Here is a 17,755-nt window from a genome sequence, read left to right on the forward strand (position 1 = left end):
TCCTTTGGTGCCTGGACAGGCACCTTCGCGGTCTGGCCCGCGCCCACAGGTACTGTGCAAGCCTTGAAGGCTGTGATGGCCTGTGGGAGCGGGCGAGCCCGCGAGCAGGCCGGTACAGGCAACACCTCAGTAAAACCAATGTGTAATGTTCGAAACTCCGTGGTTTATCCTGCGCCTTCCCCCCCTGTCACGAGCCTGTCATGTCGTGCGCTGCCACACCGGTGCCAATCCACCGCGCCGACCAGACTCCCGCAATGCCGCCCCATGCCATGCATGACATGGGCTCACCTATGGGGTGAGGAGTGATCGTTTGAGTCGATCAAATCGCTGAAATCTAATGGGTGCAAACCAACAAGAAGCTCGCACGGAAGCGATCAGCGATAGAGAAAACCACACGATGACTCCAACGTTCTCATTACTCGTCCTGGGCACCGCGATACTCCTGATCGTCGTCATGATCAGCAAACTCAAAGTACACCCGTTTCTGGCCTTGATGGCCGCAAGCCTGGTGGTCGGTGTCGGCACCGGCATGGCGCCAACGGCAATCGTGGCGGCATTCGAGAAAGGCATGGGCAGCACGCTGGGCTTTCTTGCCGGCATCATCGGCCTGGGCAGTATCCTCGGCAAACTGCTGGAGGAATCCGGAGGTGCCAGGCGCATCGCCACCACACTGCTGAACAGGCTGGGGGAACGCAATGCCTCGTGGGCAATGATGCTCGTCGGCTTCATCGCCGGCATCCCGGTATTCTTCGAAGTCGGCTTCGTCCTGCTGATTCCGTTGATCTACGTGGTTGCACGGCAAACCCGCATCAGCATGCTGTACCTCGGCGTGCCGCTGGCCACCTCGCTGATGGTGGTGCACTGCATTCTCCCGCCACACCCGGCCGCCACAGCCATCACCGGCATGCTCAATGCGGATATCGGTACGGTCATCCTGTACGGCCTGATCGTTGGCCTGCCGACCGCTATCATCGCGGGCCCGGTGTGGGTTCGCTTCACCTGTAACCGTGAAGCCGGCGAATCCCAGCAGGCCTTCCTGTCTGCGCGCACGGTGGCTCAAGCAGAAGAGCAGGCAATGCCCGCGTTCGGCATCACACTCACCACCGTACTGCTGCCACTGGTGTTGATGGTCGGCAAAACGTTGGCCGTCACGGTCCTGGACAAGGGCTCTGCGCTGTACGAGTGGGTGGCCTTCCTGGGCAGCCCACTGATTGCCCTGACGCTGTCGGTGGTGTTCGCCTACTGGGCACTGGGCTTGCGCCGCGGCCTGGATATGGCAGGCCTGCTGAGCCTGACCCAGCGCTGTTTCCCTCCCCTGGCCGGCATTCTGCTGATCATCGGTGCCGGCGGTGCCTTCAATGACATGCTCGTGGGCAGCGGCATCGGCAAGGCACTGGCCGATGTGCTGAACCAGACGCAGCTCAACCCGATCATCCTCGCCTGGTTGGTCGCCGGGATCATGCACTTTGCCGTCGGCTCGGCCACCGTCGCGATGATCAGCGCGGCCGGCATGGTAATGCCAATCCTTGGCCAGCACCCGGAATACAACCGGGAAATCCTGGTGATCGCCATCGGCGCCGGCGCCATCGGCTGGACCCACATCACCGACTCGGCGTTCTGGGTGGTGAAGGAGTACCTGGGCCTTTCCCTGAGTGATGCACTGAAGAAGTTCACTGCCGCTACAGTGCTGGCCTCGGTAGTCGCCTTGTGCCTTACCCTGCTCCTTTCGAAGATTGTCTGATCTACTCTGCACATACCGCACTACAGGTGAAATCATGATTCACGGAAAAACCCTGGAAGCCTGGCAACAAAGCCACCCGATCATCGCCGAGCTGGTGGCCCTGAAGCCAACCAGCTGGTTCAACCCTGGCATCGCCAAGGCTGCAGAAGCCCTGCACGACGTGGGCCTGACGGCGGCCGACGTGCAAGTCACCAGCGCGCGGCTGCAGCGGTTCGCGCCTTACCTGGCCACCGTGTTCCCCGAGACGGCAGCGGCCGGCGGGGTCATCGAGTCGCACATCACCCCGCTGCCTCAGCTGCGCCAGCTGCTTGTCGAGGAGGGATCGCTGCAGAACGCAGGCAGCCTGTGGCTCAAGGCGGACAGCGACTTGCCTATCTCCGGCTCGATCAAAGCCCGGGGCGGCATCCATGAGGTGCTCAAGCACGCCGAGGACCTGGCCCTGGCTGCCGGCTTGATCACGCCAACGGATGACTACACCAAACTGGCGAGCGACCAGGCCCGCGCATTCTTCAGCCAGTACAAGATCGCCGTGGGCTCGACCGGCAACCTGGGGCTGTCGATTGGCATCATGAGCGCCAAGCTGGGCTTCCAGGTGAGCGTGCACATGTCGTCTGACGCCAGGCAATGGAAGAAGGACAAGCTGCGGGCCAACGGTGTCACGGTGGTCGAACACGCCTCCGACTACAGCGTGGCGGTCGAGCAAGGCCGCCAGCAGGCGGCATCCGACCCCAGCTGTTACTTTGTCGACGACGAAAACTCCCCGCAGCTGTTTCTCGGCTATGCCGTGGCCGCCGAACGGTTGGCGCGGCAATTCGACCAGGCGGGCATCCAGGTAAACGCAGATCATCCATTGTTCGTGTACCTGCCGTGCGGCGTAGGGGGCGGCCCAGGCGGTGTTGCGTTCGGGCTGAAACTGGTATTCGGCGATGCGGTGCACTGCATCTTTGCCGAGCCCACCCATTCCCCCTGCATGCTGCTGGGTGTCTATACCGGCCTGCACGATGAAACCAGCGTGCAGGACTTCGGCATCGACAACATCACCGCCGCCGACGGCCTGGCGGTCGGGCGCCCATCAGGGTTTGTCGGCAAAGCCATGCAGCGCCTGATCGATGGTTACTACACCGTGACCGACGAAGAACTGTACCGCTTGATGGTCATCGCCCATGAGCAGGACAAGGTCAAACTGGAACCCTCTGCCCTGGCCGGCGTACCCGGTATGCTACGGGTGCTGCAAGCAGGCGAGTACCTGGCTCGCCAGGGCTTCACCCCAACCCAGCTGCAGCAGGCTACACACCTCGTCTGGGGGACGGGTGGCAGCATGGTGCCGGACGATGAATTCAACGCCTATCTGGCGAAAGGGCGCAGCCTGCAGGCAAACGTGTAACCGCAATCAGCTCACGGCGCAGGAAGGATTGATCAATGAAAAAGCCCGGCGGCGGCGCCGTGAAACTCAATGGCTCGCACCTGGGCAGCCTGCATGTCTTTCTGGTGGCGGCACGCCACTTGAGCTTCTCGCGCGCCGCCGATGAGCTGTGCCTGACGGCCAGTGCCGTGAGTCACCGCATCAATCGCCTGGAAGATGAGCTGGCGCTCAAGCTGTTCCACCGCATGCCGCGCAAGGTCAGCCTCACCGAAGACGGCGAGCGCCTGTTCGCGGTCATGCAACGGACCATGGATGAGTTAAGCGAGGCCGTGCAGGAACGTGCTCACGCCGAAATCGCCGGCCAGTTGACGTTGTATGTGCGCCCGTCAGTCGCACAATGCTGGCTGGTGCCGCGGCTGGCGCAGTTCACCGCCCGCTACCCTGATATCCAGCTGGATATCAGGGTGGGCAACGAGAGCATCGATTACCGCACCCGCAAGATCGACCTGGTCCTGTGTTATTCGGATGGTCATCACCCGGGGTTGCAGAGCATCCACTTGATGGACGAGCGGATCGCCCCGGTGTGCTCCCCCCGTTACGCAGAAACCCATGCATTGACCGGTGACCTGCACCCGCTGGATCATTGCACCGCCTTGCATGACGTAGCGGCCTGGGACAACGCTGCATTCGATGCAGAATGGCAGCTCTGGGCCAACACCACAGGTGCGGGTATCAGCCTCCCGCGCCGATTCCTCACATTCGATCGCTCCGACCTGTGCACGCTCGCCGCGCTGAATCACGTAGGCATCGCCATTGGCCGCGAACAGCTGGTCAAGGATCGCATTGCACGAGGTGAGCTGGTTTTGCCGTTCGGTGGTTTCGTCGACACCCCCAACCATGGCTATTACCTGGTCTACCCGCACCATGACCCGATGCCCAAACGCCTGCAGGTGTTGATCGACTGGCTCGTGAAAGAAGCCTGCACTGACCTGTAGGAGCGACCAGTGCAGGCCCAAGGACTGGGTCAGGCGCGGATGCACTGGGCAAACACCGGCTCTTGCAGATAGGCCACGTTCAGCCGGGTCCAGGGTGTCACGGCCTTCTGGTTGGTCTGGAAGATCGCCCCTGGTGCCAGCATTACCCCCCTGCCCTGCACTTCACGGGTGAGCACGGCAGTATCTTCGATCCCGGGGAAACGCGCCCACAGGTACAGGCTCTGTTCCGGTCGGCAGAACACTTCGGCCCCTAGTTCGTCCAGCACCCGCAACCCACCGGCAGTGGCTTCCCGCACCCGGTCCTGCAGGCGCATCAGGTGCCGCAGGAAGTGCCCTTCGCTGAGGATCACATCCGCCGTGCGCTCGCACAGTTCCGAACAGCTGGTGTGCAGCATCATCTGCAGGTCGGCCAACTCGTCGATGGCCTCCTTGCTGCCCGCGATGTAACCCACCCGCAAGGCCGCCGACACCGATTTGGAAAAACTGCCGATGTACAGCGACCGGCGCAACTGGTCGAGCGCCGCCACCTTGAGCGCAGAGCTGGGCTTGAAGTCGGCCAGGGCATCGTCTTCGACCAGCAGCAAGTCGTGCCGCTCGGCCAGTTGCAGCAGGCGGTGGGCCTTGGCCGGGGAGATATCCGAGCCGGTAGGGTTGTGGCACACCGACTGGATGAAGAACAAGCGGGGCCGTTCGACACGCAGCATGGACTCCAGCGCGTCCATGTCCGGCCCATCCGCCAGACGCGGAACGCTCAGCAGCCGCGCGCCGTGGAGTTGCAGCTTGCCGAACAGCGGGTAGTACCCCGGGTTTTCCACCAGCACCGCGTCGCCCGGTACCACGAAGCGGCGGATGATCAGGTCCAGCGCATGGTTGGCGCCGTGGGTGGTCACGATCTGCCGGGGCGTGGCACTGATGGCGTAGCTGGCCAGCTTGCGCACCAGGCTCTGGCGCAGGCCCGGGTTGCCCAGGCGGTTGCCATAGCGGAACAGGTTGCCAGCGCCACTGCGCATTGCCTGCCGGGTGAATTTGTCGAGGCGCATGTCCTGCAGCCAGGCCACCGGCGCAAAACCTTCACCCAGCGGCGCCAGCCCGGGTTCGCGAACGAACTGCTGACGCATCATCCAGATAGTGTCCATTGCCCGGGTGTAAGGCGGCGTCTCATCCACTTCGGCGGCCTGCACCTGCGCGCCCACGAAAAAGCCCTGGCCGTGGCGCGCCTCCACCAGCCCCTTGGAGGCGAGGATCTCGTAAGCGGTTATCACCGTATTCTTCGAATGCCCGTGCAAGCGCATGTATTCGCGCAGCGATGGCAGGCGATCGCCGACCTTCAGCACCCCAGTACGGATCTGCTGCTCAACCGCATCGGCGACCTGCTGGGCAAGGGTGACACGGGGCATCGGCGGGCTCCTGGGCGGCCATGGGTACAGTCTGGGTACTGTTGGGCAAAACTGTACCTTTAATCAAGGGCACAGTGGCTGCACATTTAGCACCAAGCCGGCGACGCGCTCAAGCGGCCGCCCAACAACAATGACTCCAACGGAGCCTTCATGAGCCTCGACTCCCGCCTGCCCGCTTTCCGCAACCTGTCCCCTGCCGCGCGCCTGGATCATATCGGCCAGCTACTTGGCCTGAGCCACGGCGATGTCAGCCTGCTGGCCAACGCCGGCGCCCTGCCGATGGACATCGCCAACGGCATGATCGAAAACGTCATCGGCACCTTCGAGCTGCCCTTTGCCGTGGCCAGCAACTTCCAGGTCAACGGCCATGATGTGCTGGTGCCGCTGGTGGTGGAAGAACCCTCCATCGTCGCCGCGGCTTCGTACATGGCCAAGTTGGCCCGCGCCAATGGCGGCTTCATCACCTCCAGCAGCGCCCCGCTGATGCGCGCCCAGGTACAGATCGTCGGCATCCAGGACCCACTCAATGCACGCCTGAGCCTGCTGCGGCGCAAGGACGAAATCATTGAGCTGGCCAACCGCAAGGACCAGTTGCTCAACAGCCTCGGCGGTGGCTGCCGCGATATCGAAGTACACACCTTCGCCGATACCCCGCGCGGCCCGATGCTGGTGGCGCACCTGATCGTCGATGTGCGCGATGCCATGGGTGCCAACACCGTCAACACCATGGCCGAGGCCGTGGCGCCGCTGATGGAAGCGATCACCGGGGGCCAGGTACGCCTGCGCATTCTGTCCAACCTGGCCGACCTGCGCCTGGCTCGGGCCCAGGTGCGCATCACCCCGGAACAATTTAAAACGGCTGAGTTCAGCGGCGAGGCGGTGATCGAAGGCATCCTCGACGCCTACGCCTTAGCGGCGGTCGACCCCTACCGCGCGGCCACCCACAACAAGGGCATCATGAACGGCATCGACCCGCTGATCGTCGCCACTGGCAACGACTGGCGTGCCGTTGAGGCCGGCGCCCATGCGTTTGCCTGCCGCAGTGGCCACTATGGTTCGCTGACCACCTGGGAAAAGGACGGTAACGGCCACCTGGTCGGCACCCTGGAAATGCCGATGCCCGTGGGCCTGGTCGGCGGCGCCACCAAGACGCACCCGCTGGCGCAACTGTCGCTGCGCATCCTGCAGGTGAAAACCGCCCAGGACCTGGCGGAGATTGCCGTGGCCGTGGGCCTGGCGCAAAACCTCGGGGCCATGCGCGCCCTTGCCACCGAAGGCATCCAGCGCGGCCACATGGCCCTGCATGCGCGCAATATCGCCGTGGTCGCGGGTGCCCGGGGCGATGAGGTGGACTGGGTTGCCCGGCAACTGGTAGAAGACCACGATGTGCGTGCCGACCGCGCCGTCGCGCTGCTGAAACAGAAGCGCGGCGAATGACCATGGCCCCGGCGCAAGCGGTAAAGGTGTTTGAAGTCGGCCCGCGTGACGGCCTGCAGAACGAGCGCCAGCCATTGTCGGTGGCCGCCCGCGTAAGTTTGATCGGCGCGCTGGCGGCCACCGGCCTGCGGCACATCGAAGCCGGTGCCTTCGTGTCGCCGCGCTGGGTGCCGCAAATGGCCGGCAGCGAGGAAGTGTTGCGCCAGTTGCCCAACGACGACGGGGTTCGCTACGCAGGCCTGGTGCCCAACCTGCAAGGCTTCCAGGCCGCGCAACGGGCCGGATGCCGCGAGGTGGCGGTGTTCGCCGCCGCCTCCGAGGCGTTCTCGCGCAACAACATCAATTGCTCCATCGATGACAGCTTCGAACGCTTCATCCCCGTGCTGCAAGCAGCCAGGCAAGCCTCTGTCCGTGTGCGCGGTTATGTATCCTGCGTACTCGGCTGCCCATTCAGTGGTGCGGTGACGCCAGAGGCCGTGGCCAAGGTCGCACGGCGCCTGCACGAACTGGGCTGCTACGAGATCAGCCTGGGCGACACCATCGGTGCCGGCCGGCCGGACGCAACCGCGCAGCTGTTCGAGCACTGCGCGCAGCACGTGCCGGTGGCAGCGTTGGCCGGCCATTTCCACGATACCTGGGGCATGGCCATCGCCAATGTTCATGCCGCGCTGGCGCAAGGTGTACGCACCTTCGACAGTTCGGTCGCAGGCCTTGGCGGCTGCCCCTACTCGCCTGGTGCCAGCGGCAACGTGGCCACGGAAGATTTGTTGTACCTGTTGCACGGCCTGGGCTACAGCACCGGTGTCGACCTGGAGGCCGTGGCACGGGTTGGCGTGCACATCAGCGCCCAGCTGGGCACCGCCAACCGCTCCCGCGCCGGCCTCGCCCTGGCGGCAAGGAGCGTCAGCCAGCACTGATTGCGCCTGTAGCTCCCGTACAAAAACAACAAGCCCGCAAGGGCAGGAGAAAACCAATGACCCTTGAATGCCGCCTGCAGCCCCTCCACCCGGAGGTGGACCATGGCTGACGACAACCTGTATGAAGTCTGGGGCGACACCGTGGACAGCCGCCACCTGCTCGCCGCCATCGCCATCGGCGCCGCCTGCAGCCTGGGCACGTTCTTTCTGGCTGCGCACTTGCTGACCGGCTGGGTCGAGTCCAGCCAGATGGCCCGCGCCTACGCCATGTTGCTCGGCATTCTCGGCTCACTGCTGGGCGGCGGGGTCAGCGCATGCCTGTTCAAACCCAAGCGCCATGTGGTCGAGCACGTCGCCGACCCTGCCTGGCGCCAGCAGGTGATCGAAGCGCTGCGCAGCGAGTACGGCGGCATCGGCCAGCTCAGCGACCTGCCGCAAGCGGTACGCAACGAGTTGCGTGAACTGGGCCTGGAGCGCCTGTTCGATGAAGCCGAGCCCGCCAACGCAGCCGTCGCCTGCACAAGCACCGCCGCCCTGAAGCGAGGTGCCGCCTGATGGACGCCCTGTTCGACCAGGTTCTGATAGCCGTGCTGATGGGCGTGATCGGTGCCGTGGTGTTTGCTGCCATCGGCCTGATCTCCGGCAGCGACGAAACCACCACCCTGGCGCCCCTGACCTTGCTGGTGGTACTGCTGGGCGTGCCCGCGGCCGGGGTGTTCACCTTCTTCCTTGCCGGCGCGGTGGCCAAGCACATGACCCACGCGGTACCCACGGCGTTGCTCGGCATCCCCGGAGACACCATGGCTACCCCACTGATGCGCGAAGCGAACTTCCTGCGCAACCTTGGCGTGCCGCATATCGCCCTGCGCAAGATGATCTCCGGCGCGGTGATCGCCGCCCTGGTGGCAGTCCCGTTGGCGGTGCTGTTCGCCGTGCTGCTGGCGCCCTTCGGCGATGCGATCAAACAGGCGGCGCCCTGGGTGTTCCTCGCTGCCGCCACCACCATTGCCTACTTCTCGGCCGGCCGCTGGGCCTCGGTGCTGGCGCTGCTGCCCTTCGTGCTGGTGATCATTGCCTTGCAGACCCTCACCGGCCAGCACGGCGTCAAACTCAGCGTCAGCTACTTTCTGGGTATCGCCATCGGCCCGCTGATCGCCGCCCTGTTTGCCATGCTCGCCCCGGCAGAGCGGGCGCGGATGAAGCGCAGCGAGCAACGCACCTTTGCCCTGTCGCCGGACGTCAAGGGCTGGGGTGGATGGTTCCCCAACCCGTTGAAGGTACTGGACCGCCGCCAGGCCGGCTGGACCTTGGCCACCGCCACGGTGTCCAGTGCCACCTTCGTGTTCAGCCCGGTGGCAATGACGGTAATCCTCGGTGAAGTGGTGGGCTCGCGCATCAAGCACGCCTATCACCGGCTGACCACGGTCATCAGCGTGCGCAATGGTGTTACCGAGTCCACCTACATTGCCGAGGCGCTGATCCCGCTGATCGCCTTTGGCCTGCCGCTCAGCCCGGTAGCCGCCGGGCCGGCCGCACCGCTGTTCAACGCCCCACCACGCTTCACCGTGGACAGCGCCAGCGGGCAGGTGAACAACCTGCACAACCTGCTCAGCGCAAGCGAGTTCCTCGCCTACGGCATGCTGGCGGTCGTGATCGCCATCCTGATTGCCTACCCCTTCTCGATGAACTTCGCCCACCGCGCCGCCTCGTTCGTGTCCCGACGCATCAGCCACGAGGCGGTGATCGCCACGTTCGTCGGCCTGATCCTGGTGATCGGCCTGTGGGAAGGCGGCTTGCTGGGCCTGCTGGTGATCCTCACGGTCGGCCTGCTGGGTGGCTTCCTGTACCGTTTCATCGGCTTCAACATCGGCGTGCAATTCATGGGCTACTACACCGCCGTGCTCAGCGTGCCGGCCATCGTCGCCCTGTTCGGCTGAACTGACCCTCCCCTGCTCTGCCACGCAGCCACTGCGGCTGCGTGGTTTCACTCGCCTGCAAGAAAGGAACAACAACAATGAATATCCTTTGCCCCCCTTGCCGCATGACGGTGGCTTGCGCTTGCCTGCTGCTTGGCGCCGGCAGCGCCCTGGCCCAAGGCTTCAGCGAAGACGCCAAGGTCGGCCTGACCCTGCGCAACTTCTACATCAACCGCAATTTCGTCGACCCGGCCTACCCCCAGGGCAAGGCCGAAGAATGGACGCAAAGCTTCATCCTCGACGCCCGCTCCGGCTTTACCCAGGGCGTGGTCGGCTTTGGTGTGGATGTGCTGGGGCTGTACTCGGTCAAGCTCGACGGCGGCCGCGGCACTGCCGGTACCCAGTTGCTGCCGGTGCACGACGATGGCCGCCCGGCGGATGATTTCGGCCGCCTGGGTGTGGCACTCAAGGCACGCGTTTCAGCCACAGAGCTGAAGGTTGGCGAATGGTCGCCGATGCTGCCGGTGCTGCGTTCGGACGACGGTCGCTCGCTGCCCCAGACCTTCCAGGGCGCCCAGCTCACCTCCCGCGAAATCGACAACCTGACCCTTTACGGCGCACGTTTGCGTGGCAACAGCCCGCGCAACGACGCCAGCATGGAGGACCTGTTCATGGCCGGCAGGCCCACCGCCACCTCGGACCGCCTGGACATCCTCGGTGCCGAATACCTGTTCAACGAAAAGGCCACCCAACTCGCCGTCTGGCATTCGGACCTGCAAGACATCTACCGCCAACAGTACTACAACCTGATCCACAGCCAGACCGTGGGCAACTGGACCCTGGGGGCCAACCTCGGCTACTTCGTCGGCAACGACAGCGGCCGCTCGCTGGCGGGTGCGATGGACAACCGCACCACCTCGCTGCTGCTCTGCGCACGTACCGGCGGCCATACCTTGTATCTGGGGCTGCAGCGGGTCAGCGGCGACACCGGCTGGATGCGGGTCAATGGCACTGCCGGCACCAGCCTGGCCAACGACAGCTACAACTCCAGCTACGACAACGCCCACGAGCGCTCCTGGCAGCTGCGCTACGACCACAACTTCGCGGTCGACGGCCTGCCCGGCCTGCAATTCATGACCCGTTACATCAGCGGCGACAGCGTGCGCGTCGGCAGCGTGCGCGATGGCAAGGAATGGGGCCGCGAAACCGAGCTGGCCTACACCCTTCAAAGCGGCACATTGCGTGACCTGACCGTGAGGTGGCGCAGTTCAACCTTGCGCAGGGACTTCAGCAGCAATGAGTTCGATGAGCACCGGGTGATCGTGAGTTATCCGTTTTCGATCTTGTAAATGCGCCGGATACTCAGCGACGCAGCAAGGCGACGTTCTCCGGCCAGTTAAGCCTGTGTCATGTCCAAAGCCTCAACAACGCCGCGAACCCGCGTTACAGGTTCGCAGCGAACTGCGTTCAGCGCCGTGGCTCAGGCTATCAGCAAGGAATGCCCGCCAGCGGCCAGACAGGTGCTTGCGTCGCTTTGGCCATGGTGCGTTTGCGCGCCCACTGGGTCAGTGCGGCCATCAGGGCAAAGCCGAGCAGGATCATGACTGGATAGGCCAGCAGCAACTCGGTCAGCGAATACTTCCAGGCCAGCGGCCGACCGACACCCAACATTGCCGCATATAACCAGGACACACCGGACAACGCGCCGGAGAACAGTGCAAACATGCGCACGCCGATATTCAGGTCAAGCAAAGAGCCCGCCTTGAGTAACGCCGGCAGGACATAACGGTGCAACAACATGCCATTGAATGTCAGCAACAGGACAATAATAACTTTGGCGTGAAGTTTCGGATTGGCAAAGTAACCCATGCCTTTTTCAAGGTAGTCGATACCGATGACGGCAGCCCCCGTGAGCCACAAGAACATCAAGGCGTTCGTTACAGACTTCTGCAAACGTGCCATATGCCTGCCGTCATGCCCGGCCTGTTGATGACCCTTCAACAAGTCCCTGACCATCTCGGCATCGCTGGCAAACACCAGCCCGATGGCAACGCAGCAGGCCAGCAAATGAACATAAATAACCGACAACCGCACCAGCTCCATGGATTCTTTCTGCCCGAACAGGCTAATAATTGTATTAAACTCCACGTCGAATTCTCCACGTAATGCATTAGCGCTAGCGGGCCGTGCTACAGGCGTGCGAACGGCGTGATCGCAACGGCAAGACCCCATTCATATCGTTAATTGAAACAGCGGATTGAAACATGAATACACAGCGACTCAACCGTTGAGCCTCGGTTGGGCATAGGCGTTACTCCATGATCAGAGACAATAAAAATCCCCATGTGAGTCCCTGCGACCCACATGAGTTTTAAGGTTGATAACTTCCTGAGAGATGCCAGGTGCAGTTCCTGCGAATACACCTGCTGGCAAATATGAGCCATCAACAGGGTAATCGTTCATTTCTTGAGCAAAAGCACCGACCAGCGGTATTTAAAGCCGCATTAGTTAGTTTGCTAACTTTTTGCAAGCTGACCGAATGGTAAAGTTTTCTGATCACTGGATCCAAACGTCGCAACGGGCCTTCACGGCTCTACTTCGTTGTTCGCAGGGCAACTCCAAATCAGGGGGTTATACAGCGCCACCCCATTTCATCTTTTCGCGGGCAAGCCCGCTCCCACAGGTACAGCGCAGGCTTCTGGCAAATGCAGTACCCGCGCCCCCAATGAGCCCTGCGCAATCAATGCACCAGGAGCAACTGGCTCAATACAGCTCGCAATTTTCCCGGTTTCACAGGTTTGTTCAGTAGCGGCGCCCCCAATTTCTGCAAGCCCCGCCGGCATTGATCGCTGCGGTCGGCGGTGATGATCACCGCCGGTATGGCAACCGCAAAATGCTCACGCAAATACCTGACCACCTCGCAACCCACCACGCCATGGTCCAGGTGGTAGTCGGCCAGGATCAGTTCCGGGGCCTGCCCCTGCAAGGCCAGCAAGGCACCTGCCTGGTCGGTCGCGGTCACCACTTCGCAGCCCCACTGCCCAAGCAGCGCGCCCATGCTCTCGAGGATGCTCACTTCGTTGTCCAGTACCAATAGGCGGCGGCCCGGTAGCGGGTTGCCGACGCTTGGCAGCGGCACAACCTGGTGAGCGGCCAGCGGCACCTCTTTACCCAGCGGGACCTCGATGCTGAACACCGAACCACGCCCCGGCCACGAACGTACCTCAATCCGGTAGCCGAGAATCTTGGCAATCCGCTCGACGATGGCCAACCCCAGCCCCACGCCCTTGCGATCCGCTGCGCGGCCGACGTCCAGTTGGTTGAACTCAAGGAAGATCGCCTGTAACCGGTCTTCGGCAATACCCCGCCCGGTATCCCACACTTCCAGCCGCAAATGGCCACCCCGGCGCCTTGCCCCAAGCAAGATCCGGCCTTCGTCGGTGTAGCGGCAGGCGTTGCTGAGGAAGTTGCGCAGGATACGTGTCATCAGCCGCAGGTCAGTGCTGATGGCACAGTCCGGGATGCGCGCATGCAGCTTGAGGCCTTCCGCATCGGCCACCGAGCGGAACTCCGAGACCAGTGGTGCGAACAACTCGTCGAGGCGGTACACGGCCACATCCGGCTTTACCGCCGCCTGGTCGAGCCGGGAAATGTCCAGCAGGTCGGTCAGCAGGTCTTCCGCGCCCTCCAGGGCCTGGTGGGTCCGCTCCACCAGCACATGCTCGGCCTCTGGCAATGGCCGCTCGCGCAAGGTCGAGATCAGCAAGCGGGCGGCGTTCAGCGGTTGCAGCAGGTCATGGCTGGCGGCGGCGAGGTATTTGTCCTTGCTGCGGTTGGCAGCTTCAGCAGCATCGCGCGCCTCCAGCAATTCATCGGTACGCGCAGCGACCCGTTGCTCCAGTTCATCATTGAGCTGTTGCAGGCGTTGCTGGGCCAGCTTGCGCTCGGTGATGTCGGCAACGAACCCCTCCACCAGCCCTTCATGGCCGGGTTTGAGCAGCAGGTTCATGAGCACATCGAGATGGCTGCCGTCCTTGCGCCGCAAACGGGTTTCGTAGCCGTGCAGGCTGTGCTCACGGGCGAGCACTGCGGTAATGGCCTGTAACTCCTCGGCACCGCCGTCAAACAGGTTGGCGGCCAGGTCCGTCAGGGAAAACAGCACCGATTGCGGGTCGTCATAGCCGAGCATGCGCGCCAACGCCGGGTTGGCGGCACGCATGCCGTCCTGAAGGCTGGCCTGGAAAATACCGTGCACGGCGTTTTCGAACAGCCATTTGTAACGGTTGCGTTCGGCTTCCAGTTCGTCCAGGCGGGCGGACAGCTCCGGGTAATGGCTTTTGCGCGCCGAGTGGTCACCCAGCCCCAGCAACCCGGCCAACGCCCGCTGCTGCTCGTCAGAGGGCCTCGCCATAAACGACCTCGACATCACGCTGGCTGGACGCACGGGGGTTGGTGAGGATGCACGGGTCGTCCATCGCGTGTTGCGACAGGAACGGGATATCGGACGTGCGCACCCCGTGCAGGCCCAATGTTTCATGGAAGCCGATGGCACGCTTCAGGGCAATCAGGTGCTCCACCAGCCGCCCGCAGATCTGCCGGTGATTGAGACCGCGGCAGTCGATACCAAACACCTCGGCGATCACCTTGAAACGCTCCGGCGCCGAGCTGTAGTTGAACGCCACCACGTGCTCCACCAGCACAGCGTTGCACAAGCCATGGGGCAAGTCGAGGAAGCCGCCCAGGCTGTGCGACATGGCGTGCACTGCGCCCAGGATCGCATTGGAGAACGCCAGCCCCGCCTGCATGCTGCCGAGCATGATCTTCTCGCGCAGCGCAATATCGGTAGGGTTGGCGATCATCTCCACCAGGTTGCCATTGATCAGGCGCATGGCTTCCAGCGCATGGGGGTCGGTCAGCGGCCCGTGGCCGGTAGACACGAAGGCCTCGATGGCATGCACCAACGCATCGATGCCGGTGCAGGCCGACAGGAACGGGTCCATGCTCAGGGTGGTCTGCGGGTCGATCAGCGACACGTCCGGCACCACCGCCTTGCTGACGATGGAGAACTTCATGCGTTCCTGCTGGTTGGAAATGATCACGAACTGCGACACGTCCGCCGAGGTGCCGGCGGTGGTCGGGATCAGGATCAGCGGCGGGCTGGGCACGCGGATCATGTCCACGCCCTCGAATTCGAGGATGCTGCGCCCATGGGCCACCACGATGCCGATGGCCTTGCCGCAATCCATCGGGCTGCCGCCACCGACGGCGACGATCACGTCACAGTGGTTCTGCCGATAGATTTCGGCGCCGAGCATCACCTCTTCGACCCGCGGGTTGGGTGACACCGCTGTGTACAGGCAGTAGTCGATACCCTGGGCCTGCAGGCTGGCCTCCACATCCGCCACCCAGCCGGCCGCGATCACGCCAGGGTCGCTGACCACCAGTACCTTGCGCGCACCGAAGGTTTTGGCGTAATTGGCCACATTGTGCCGGCAGCCGGCACCAAAGATGATTTCAGGCGATACGAATTTGCGAAGGGGGCTGAAACTCTGGCTCATTGGTAAGCCTGTTCTTATTGTTCTGGAAGATAACCGCCAGCGTAAAGCATCCCACCACGAAAGCAACCAGACCAAAGCGGGGCTACCGGTCATTCTATCCAGGATTTGGCGCGGGCCACCTCCAGAAACGCCAGTACGTCCTCTTCGAGCCCCGGTACATCGGGGAAGCGTTGTGCCAGGCGGTCGATGACCGTTGCCACGGTACTGTGGCCGTCCAGCAGCGCCAGGACCCAGCCGGCACTGGCATTGAGCTCGATGATGCCCCCGGCGTACAACAGCACGTGGCAAGCCTTCTGTGGCTCCCAGTCCAGACGCAAGCCTCGCCCCAAGGCAAGGGCTTGCTGGCGATCAATCAGGTTCACAGGCACATGCTCCAGGAGGATCCGGCCACCGTGGCGATGGCCGGGCCGTCATCAACGGTTGGCGAAATACATCGTCACTTCGAAGCCAATGCGCAGGTCGGTATAGGCGGGTTTAGTCCACATAGGGCAAGTCCTCTTCTTGTGCCGGAGGATTCCGGTAGAAGCATTAATGCACGGGGGCGGACCGGACCGAATGCTACTTTGGAACGAGCTGGCGGGGTGCGTTGGTACGGGTAGGCCGTTACGTGTGCCGGCCTCTTCGCGGGCAAACCCGCGCCCACAGGCTCTGCACCGGTTCTGGAACCAGCGGTGAACCTGTGGGAGCGGGCGAGCCCGCGAAGGCCGCGACGCGGTTTAGAAGAAGCCCAGCGGATTGATGTCGTAGCTCACCAGCAAGTTCTTGGTCTGCTGATAATGGTCAAGCATCATCTTGTGGGTCTCACGGCCAACACCGGACTTCTTGTACCCCCCGAACGCCGCATGCGCCGGGTACAGGTGGTAGCAGTTGGTCCACACTCGCCCGGCCTTGATCCCGCGTCCCATGCGGTAGGCGCGGTTGATGTCACGGGTCCACAGGCCGGCGCCCAGGCCGAATTCACTGTCGTTGGCGATCGCCAGCGCTTCGGCTTCGTCCTTGAAGGTGGTCACGCCCACCACCGGCCCGAAGATTTCTTCCTGGAACACGCGCATCTTGTTGTTGCCCTTGAGCAGGGTTGGCTGAATGTAGTAACCGCTGGCCAGGTCACCCTGCAGCCGCTCGGCACCACCGCCGGTGAGCAGCTGCGCGCCCTCCTCCCGGGCAATTTCCAGGTACGAAAGGATCTTGTCGTACTGTTGCTCGGACGCCTGGGCACCCACCATGGTTTCGGTATCCAGCGGGTTGCCGCGGGTGATCTTGGCGATCTTCTTCATCACCTCGGCCATGAACGGTTCGTAGATCGACTCCTGGATCAGCGCCCGTGACGGGCAGGTGCACACCTCGCCCTGGTTGAAGAACGCCAGCACCAGGCCTTCGGCAGCCTTCTCGATGAATGCCGGCTCGGCCTGCATGATGTCTTCGAAGAAAATGTTCGGCGACTTGCCACCCAGTTCGACGGTGGACGGGATGATGTTCTCGGCCGCGCACTTCATGATGTGCGAGCCCACCGGGGTGGACCCGGTGAACGCGATCTTGGCAATGCGCTTGCTGGTGGCCAGCGCCTCGCCGGCCTCACGGCCAAAGCCCTGGACGATGTTCAGTACGCCTGCCGGCAACAGGTCGGCGATCAGTTCGGCAAAGACGGTAATCGACAGCGGCGTCTGCTCCGCGGGCTTGAGCACCACGCAGTTGCCTGCGGCCAAGGCCGGGGCAAGCTTCCAGGCGGCCATCAGCAGCGGGAAGTTCCACGGGATGATCTGCCCCACCACACCCAGCGGCTCGTGGATGTGATAAGCCACGGTGCCTTCGTTGATCTCGCCTACGCCACCCTCCTGGGCGCGGATGCAACCGGCAAAATAGCGGAAGTGGTCCGCTGCCAGCGGCACGTCGGCATTCAAGGTTTCGCGTATGGCCTTGCCGTTGTCCCAGCTTTCGGTAACCGCCAGCACTTCCAGGTTCTGTTCGATGCGGTCGGCAATTTTGAGCAGTACCCGCGCACGGTCTTGCACCGAGGTCTTGCCCCAGGCTTCGGCGGCGGCATGCGCGGCGTCCAGGGCGCGCTCGACGTCCTGGGCCGTGGAGCGCGGGAATTCGGCAATCGGCTGGCCATTGACCGGCGAGCTGTTGGTGAAGTACTGGCCAGCCAACGGCTGCACGAACTCGCCACCGATGAAGTTGCCATAACGGGGTTTGAAGGATACGACGGCGCCTGGAGTTCCGGGTTGTGCGTAGATCATGCTGAGCCTCTGCGGGTCGGTGCCTGTCCCACGACAGGCGATGCACCGATGGTAAGAAGCCCCGCGTGCCGGGCGAATGCATCGTTGGCAGCGGGGCTCTCGTCATTTGGTAGTAGGCTCTGTACGAAAAGTCTTGAGACGCAGGTCAGGCAAGGCGAAAACAGCCGAGGAACGGCCGGGGTCGCGCCCAACTG

Annotated in this window: 14 protein-coding genes and 1 pseudogene; 8 read left to right on the forward strand and 7 right to left on the reverse strand. The window is 63.1% G+C overall.

Translation table 11 applies throughout. The annotated features are described in order from the left end of the window. Positions 1-397: 397 nt before the first annotated feature. From V6093_RS06455 to dsdC, 3 genes are read left to right on the forward strand one after another with little or no spacing between them, the layout of a single operon-like run. Positions 398-1,741, forward strand: a complete 1,344-nt coding sequence (locus tag V6093_RS06455) for a gluconate:H+ symporter (protein WP_070095504.1) — start codon at positions 398-400, stop codon at positions 1,739-1,741. A 34-nt stretch (positions 1,742-1,775) separates the two neighbouring features. After that, the gene (locus tag V6093_RS06460; protein WP_276217215.1) at positions 1,776-3,125 is read left to right on the forward strand and encodes a D-serine ammonia-lyase; all 1,350 of its coding nucleotides are present in this window, start codon (positions 1,776-1,778) and stop codon (positions 3,123-3,125) included. A 35-nt stretch (positions 3,126-3,160) separates the two neighbouring features. After that, positions 3,161-4,099, forward strand: a complete 939-nt coding sequence (dsdC, locus tag V6093_RS06465; protein ID WP_047602999.1) for a DNA-binding transcriptional regulator DsdC — start codon at positions 3,161-3,163, stop codon at positions 4,097-4,099. A 29-nt stretch (positions 4,100-4,128) separates the two neighbouring features. Here dsdC and V6093_RS06470 read toward each other — a convergent pair whose 3' ends face one another. Then, positions 4,129-5,496 (reverse strand): PLP-dependent aminotransferase family protein, encoded by a 1,368-nt coding sequence (locus V6093_RS06470; RefSeq protein WP_012052770.1) that lies wholly within the window; start codon positions 5,494-5,496, stop codon positions 4,129-4,131. A 141-nt stretch (positions 5,497-5,637) separates the two neighbouring features. Here V6093_RS06470 and V6093_RS06475 point away from each other — a divergent pair. The 5 genes and pseudogenes from V6093_RS06475 to V6093_RS06495 all read left to right on the forward strand — a co-directional run. Beyond that, a pseudogene (locus tag V6093_RS06475) lies at positions 5,638-6,933 on the forward strand (hydroxymethylglutaryl-CoA reductase, degradative); the annotation flags it as partial. A gap of 2 nt (positions 6,934-6,935) precedes the next feature. Continuing rightward, positions 6,936-7,850: a hydroxymethylglutaryl-CoA lyase gene (locus V6093_RS06480; RefSeq protein WP_218643554.1), complete on the forward strand. Its 915-nt coding sequence runs from the start codon at positions 6,936-6,938 to the stop codon at positions 7,848-7,850. A 102-nt stretch (positions 7,851-7,952) separates the two neighbouring features. Then, positions 7,953-8,405 (forward strand): hypothetical protein, encoded by a 453-nt coding sequence (locus tag V6093_RS06485; protein WP_014756318.1) that lies wholly within the window; start codon positions 7,953-7,955, stop codon positions 8,403-8,405. Then, complete coding sequence (locus tag V6093_RS06490) at positions 8,405-9,787, forward strand: tripartite tricarboxylate transporter permease (protein ID WP_177342682.1); 1,383 nt, start codon at positions 8,405-8,407, stop codon at positions 9,785-9,787. Before V6093_RS06485 ends, V6093_RS06490 begins: the two co-directional genes overlap by 1 nt. A 104-nt stretch (positions 9,788-9,891) precedes the next feature. Continuing rightward, positions 9,892-11,115, forward strand: a complete 1,224-nt coding sequence (locus tag V6093_RS06495) for an OprD family porin (RefSeq protein ID WP_108078371.1) — start codon at positions 9,892-9,894, stop codon at positions 11,113-11,115. 139 nt (positions 11,116-11,254) lie between these two features. Here V6093_RS06495 and V6093_RS06500 read toward each other — a convergent pair whose 3' ends face one another. From V6093_RS06500 to V6093_RS06525, 6 genes are all read right to left on the reverse strand, one after another. Next, positions 11,255-11,869: a hypothetical protein gene (locus V6093_RS06500; protein ID WP_017147696.1), complete on the reverse strand. Its 615-nt coding sequence runs from the start codon at positions 11,867-11,869 to the stop codon at positions 11,255-11,257. A gap of 637 nt (positions 11,870-12,506) precedes the next feature. Continuing rightward, positions 12,507-14,177, reverse strand: coding sequence for a NahK/ErcS family hybrid sensor histidine kinase/response regulator (locus V6093_RS06505; RefSeq protein WP_108078370.1), 1,671 nt, complete (start codon positions 14,175-14,177; stop codon positions 12,507-12,509). Further along, on the reverse strand, positions 14,161-15,324 hold the full coding sequence (gene ercA, locus V6093_RS06510; protein WP_004576476.1) for an alcohol dehydrogenase-like regulatory protein ErcA: 1,164 nt from the start codon (positions 15,322-15,324) through the stop codon (positions 14,161-14,163). Before ercA ends, V6093_RS06505 begins: the two co-directional genes overlap by 17 nt. A gap of 89 nt (positions 15,325-15,413) precedes the next feature. After that, positions 15,414-15,686 (reverse strand): pyrroloquinoline quinone biosynthesis peptide chaperone PqqD, encoded by a 273-nt coding sequence (gene pqqD / locus V6093_RS06515; protein WP_003254087.1) that lies wholly within the window; start codon positions 15,684-15,686, stop codon positions 15,414-15,416. Between the two features lie 51 nt (positions 15,687-15,737). Further along, positions 15,738-15,809, reverse strand: a complete 72-nt coding sequence (pqqA, locus tag V6093_RS06520; RefSeq protein WP_003243383.1) for a pyrroloquinoline quinone precursor peptide PqqA — start codon at positions 15,807-15,809, stop codon at positions 15,738-15,740. Positions 15,810-16,040: 231 nt separating this feature from the next. Beyond that, positions 16,041-17,561 carry an aldehyde dehydrogenase family protein gene (locus tag V6093_RS06525; RefSeq protein WP_003254088.1) on the reverse strand — a complete coding sequence of 507 codons (1,521 nt, stop codon included), beginning with the start codon at positions 17,559-17,561 and terminating at the stop codon, positions 16,041-16,043. Positions 17,562-17,755 lie beyond the last annotated feature (194 nt).

The organism is Pseudomonas putida group bacterium ESBL64 (assembly GCF_045277175.1).
Taxonomy (GTDB): Bacteria; Pseudomonadota; Gammaproteobacteria; order Pseudomonadales; family Pseudomonadaceae; genus Aquipseudomonas; species Aquipseudomonas alloputida.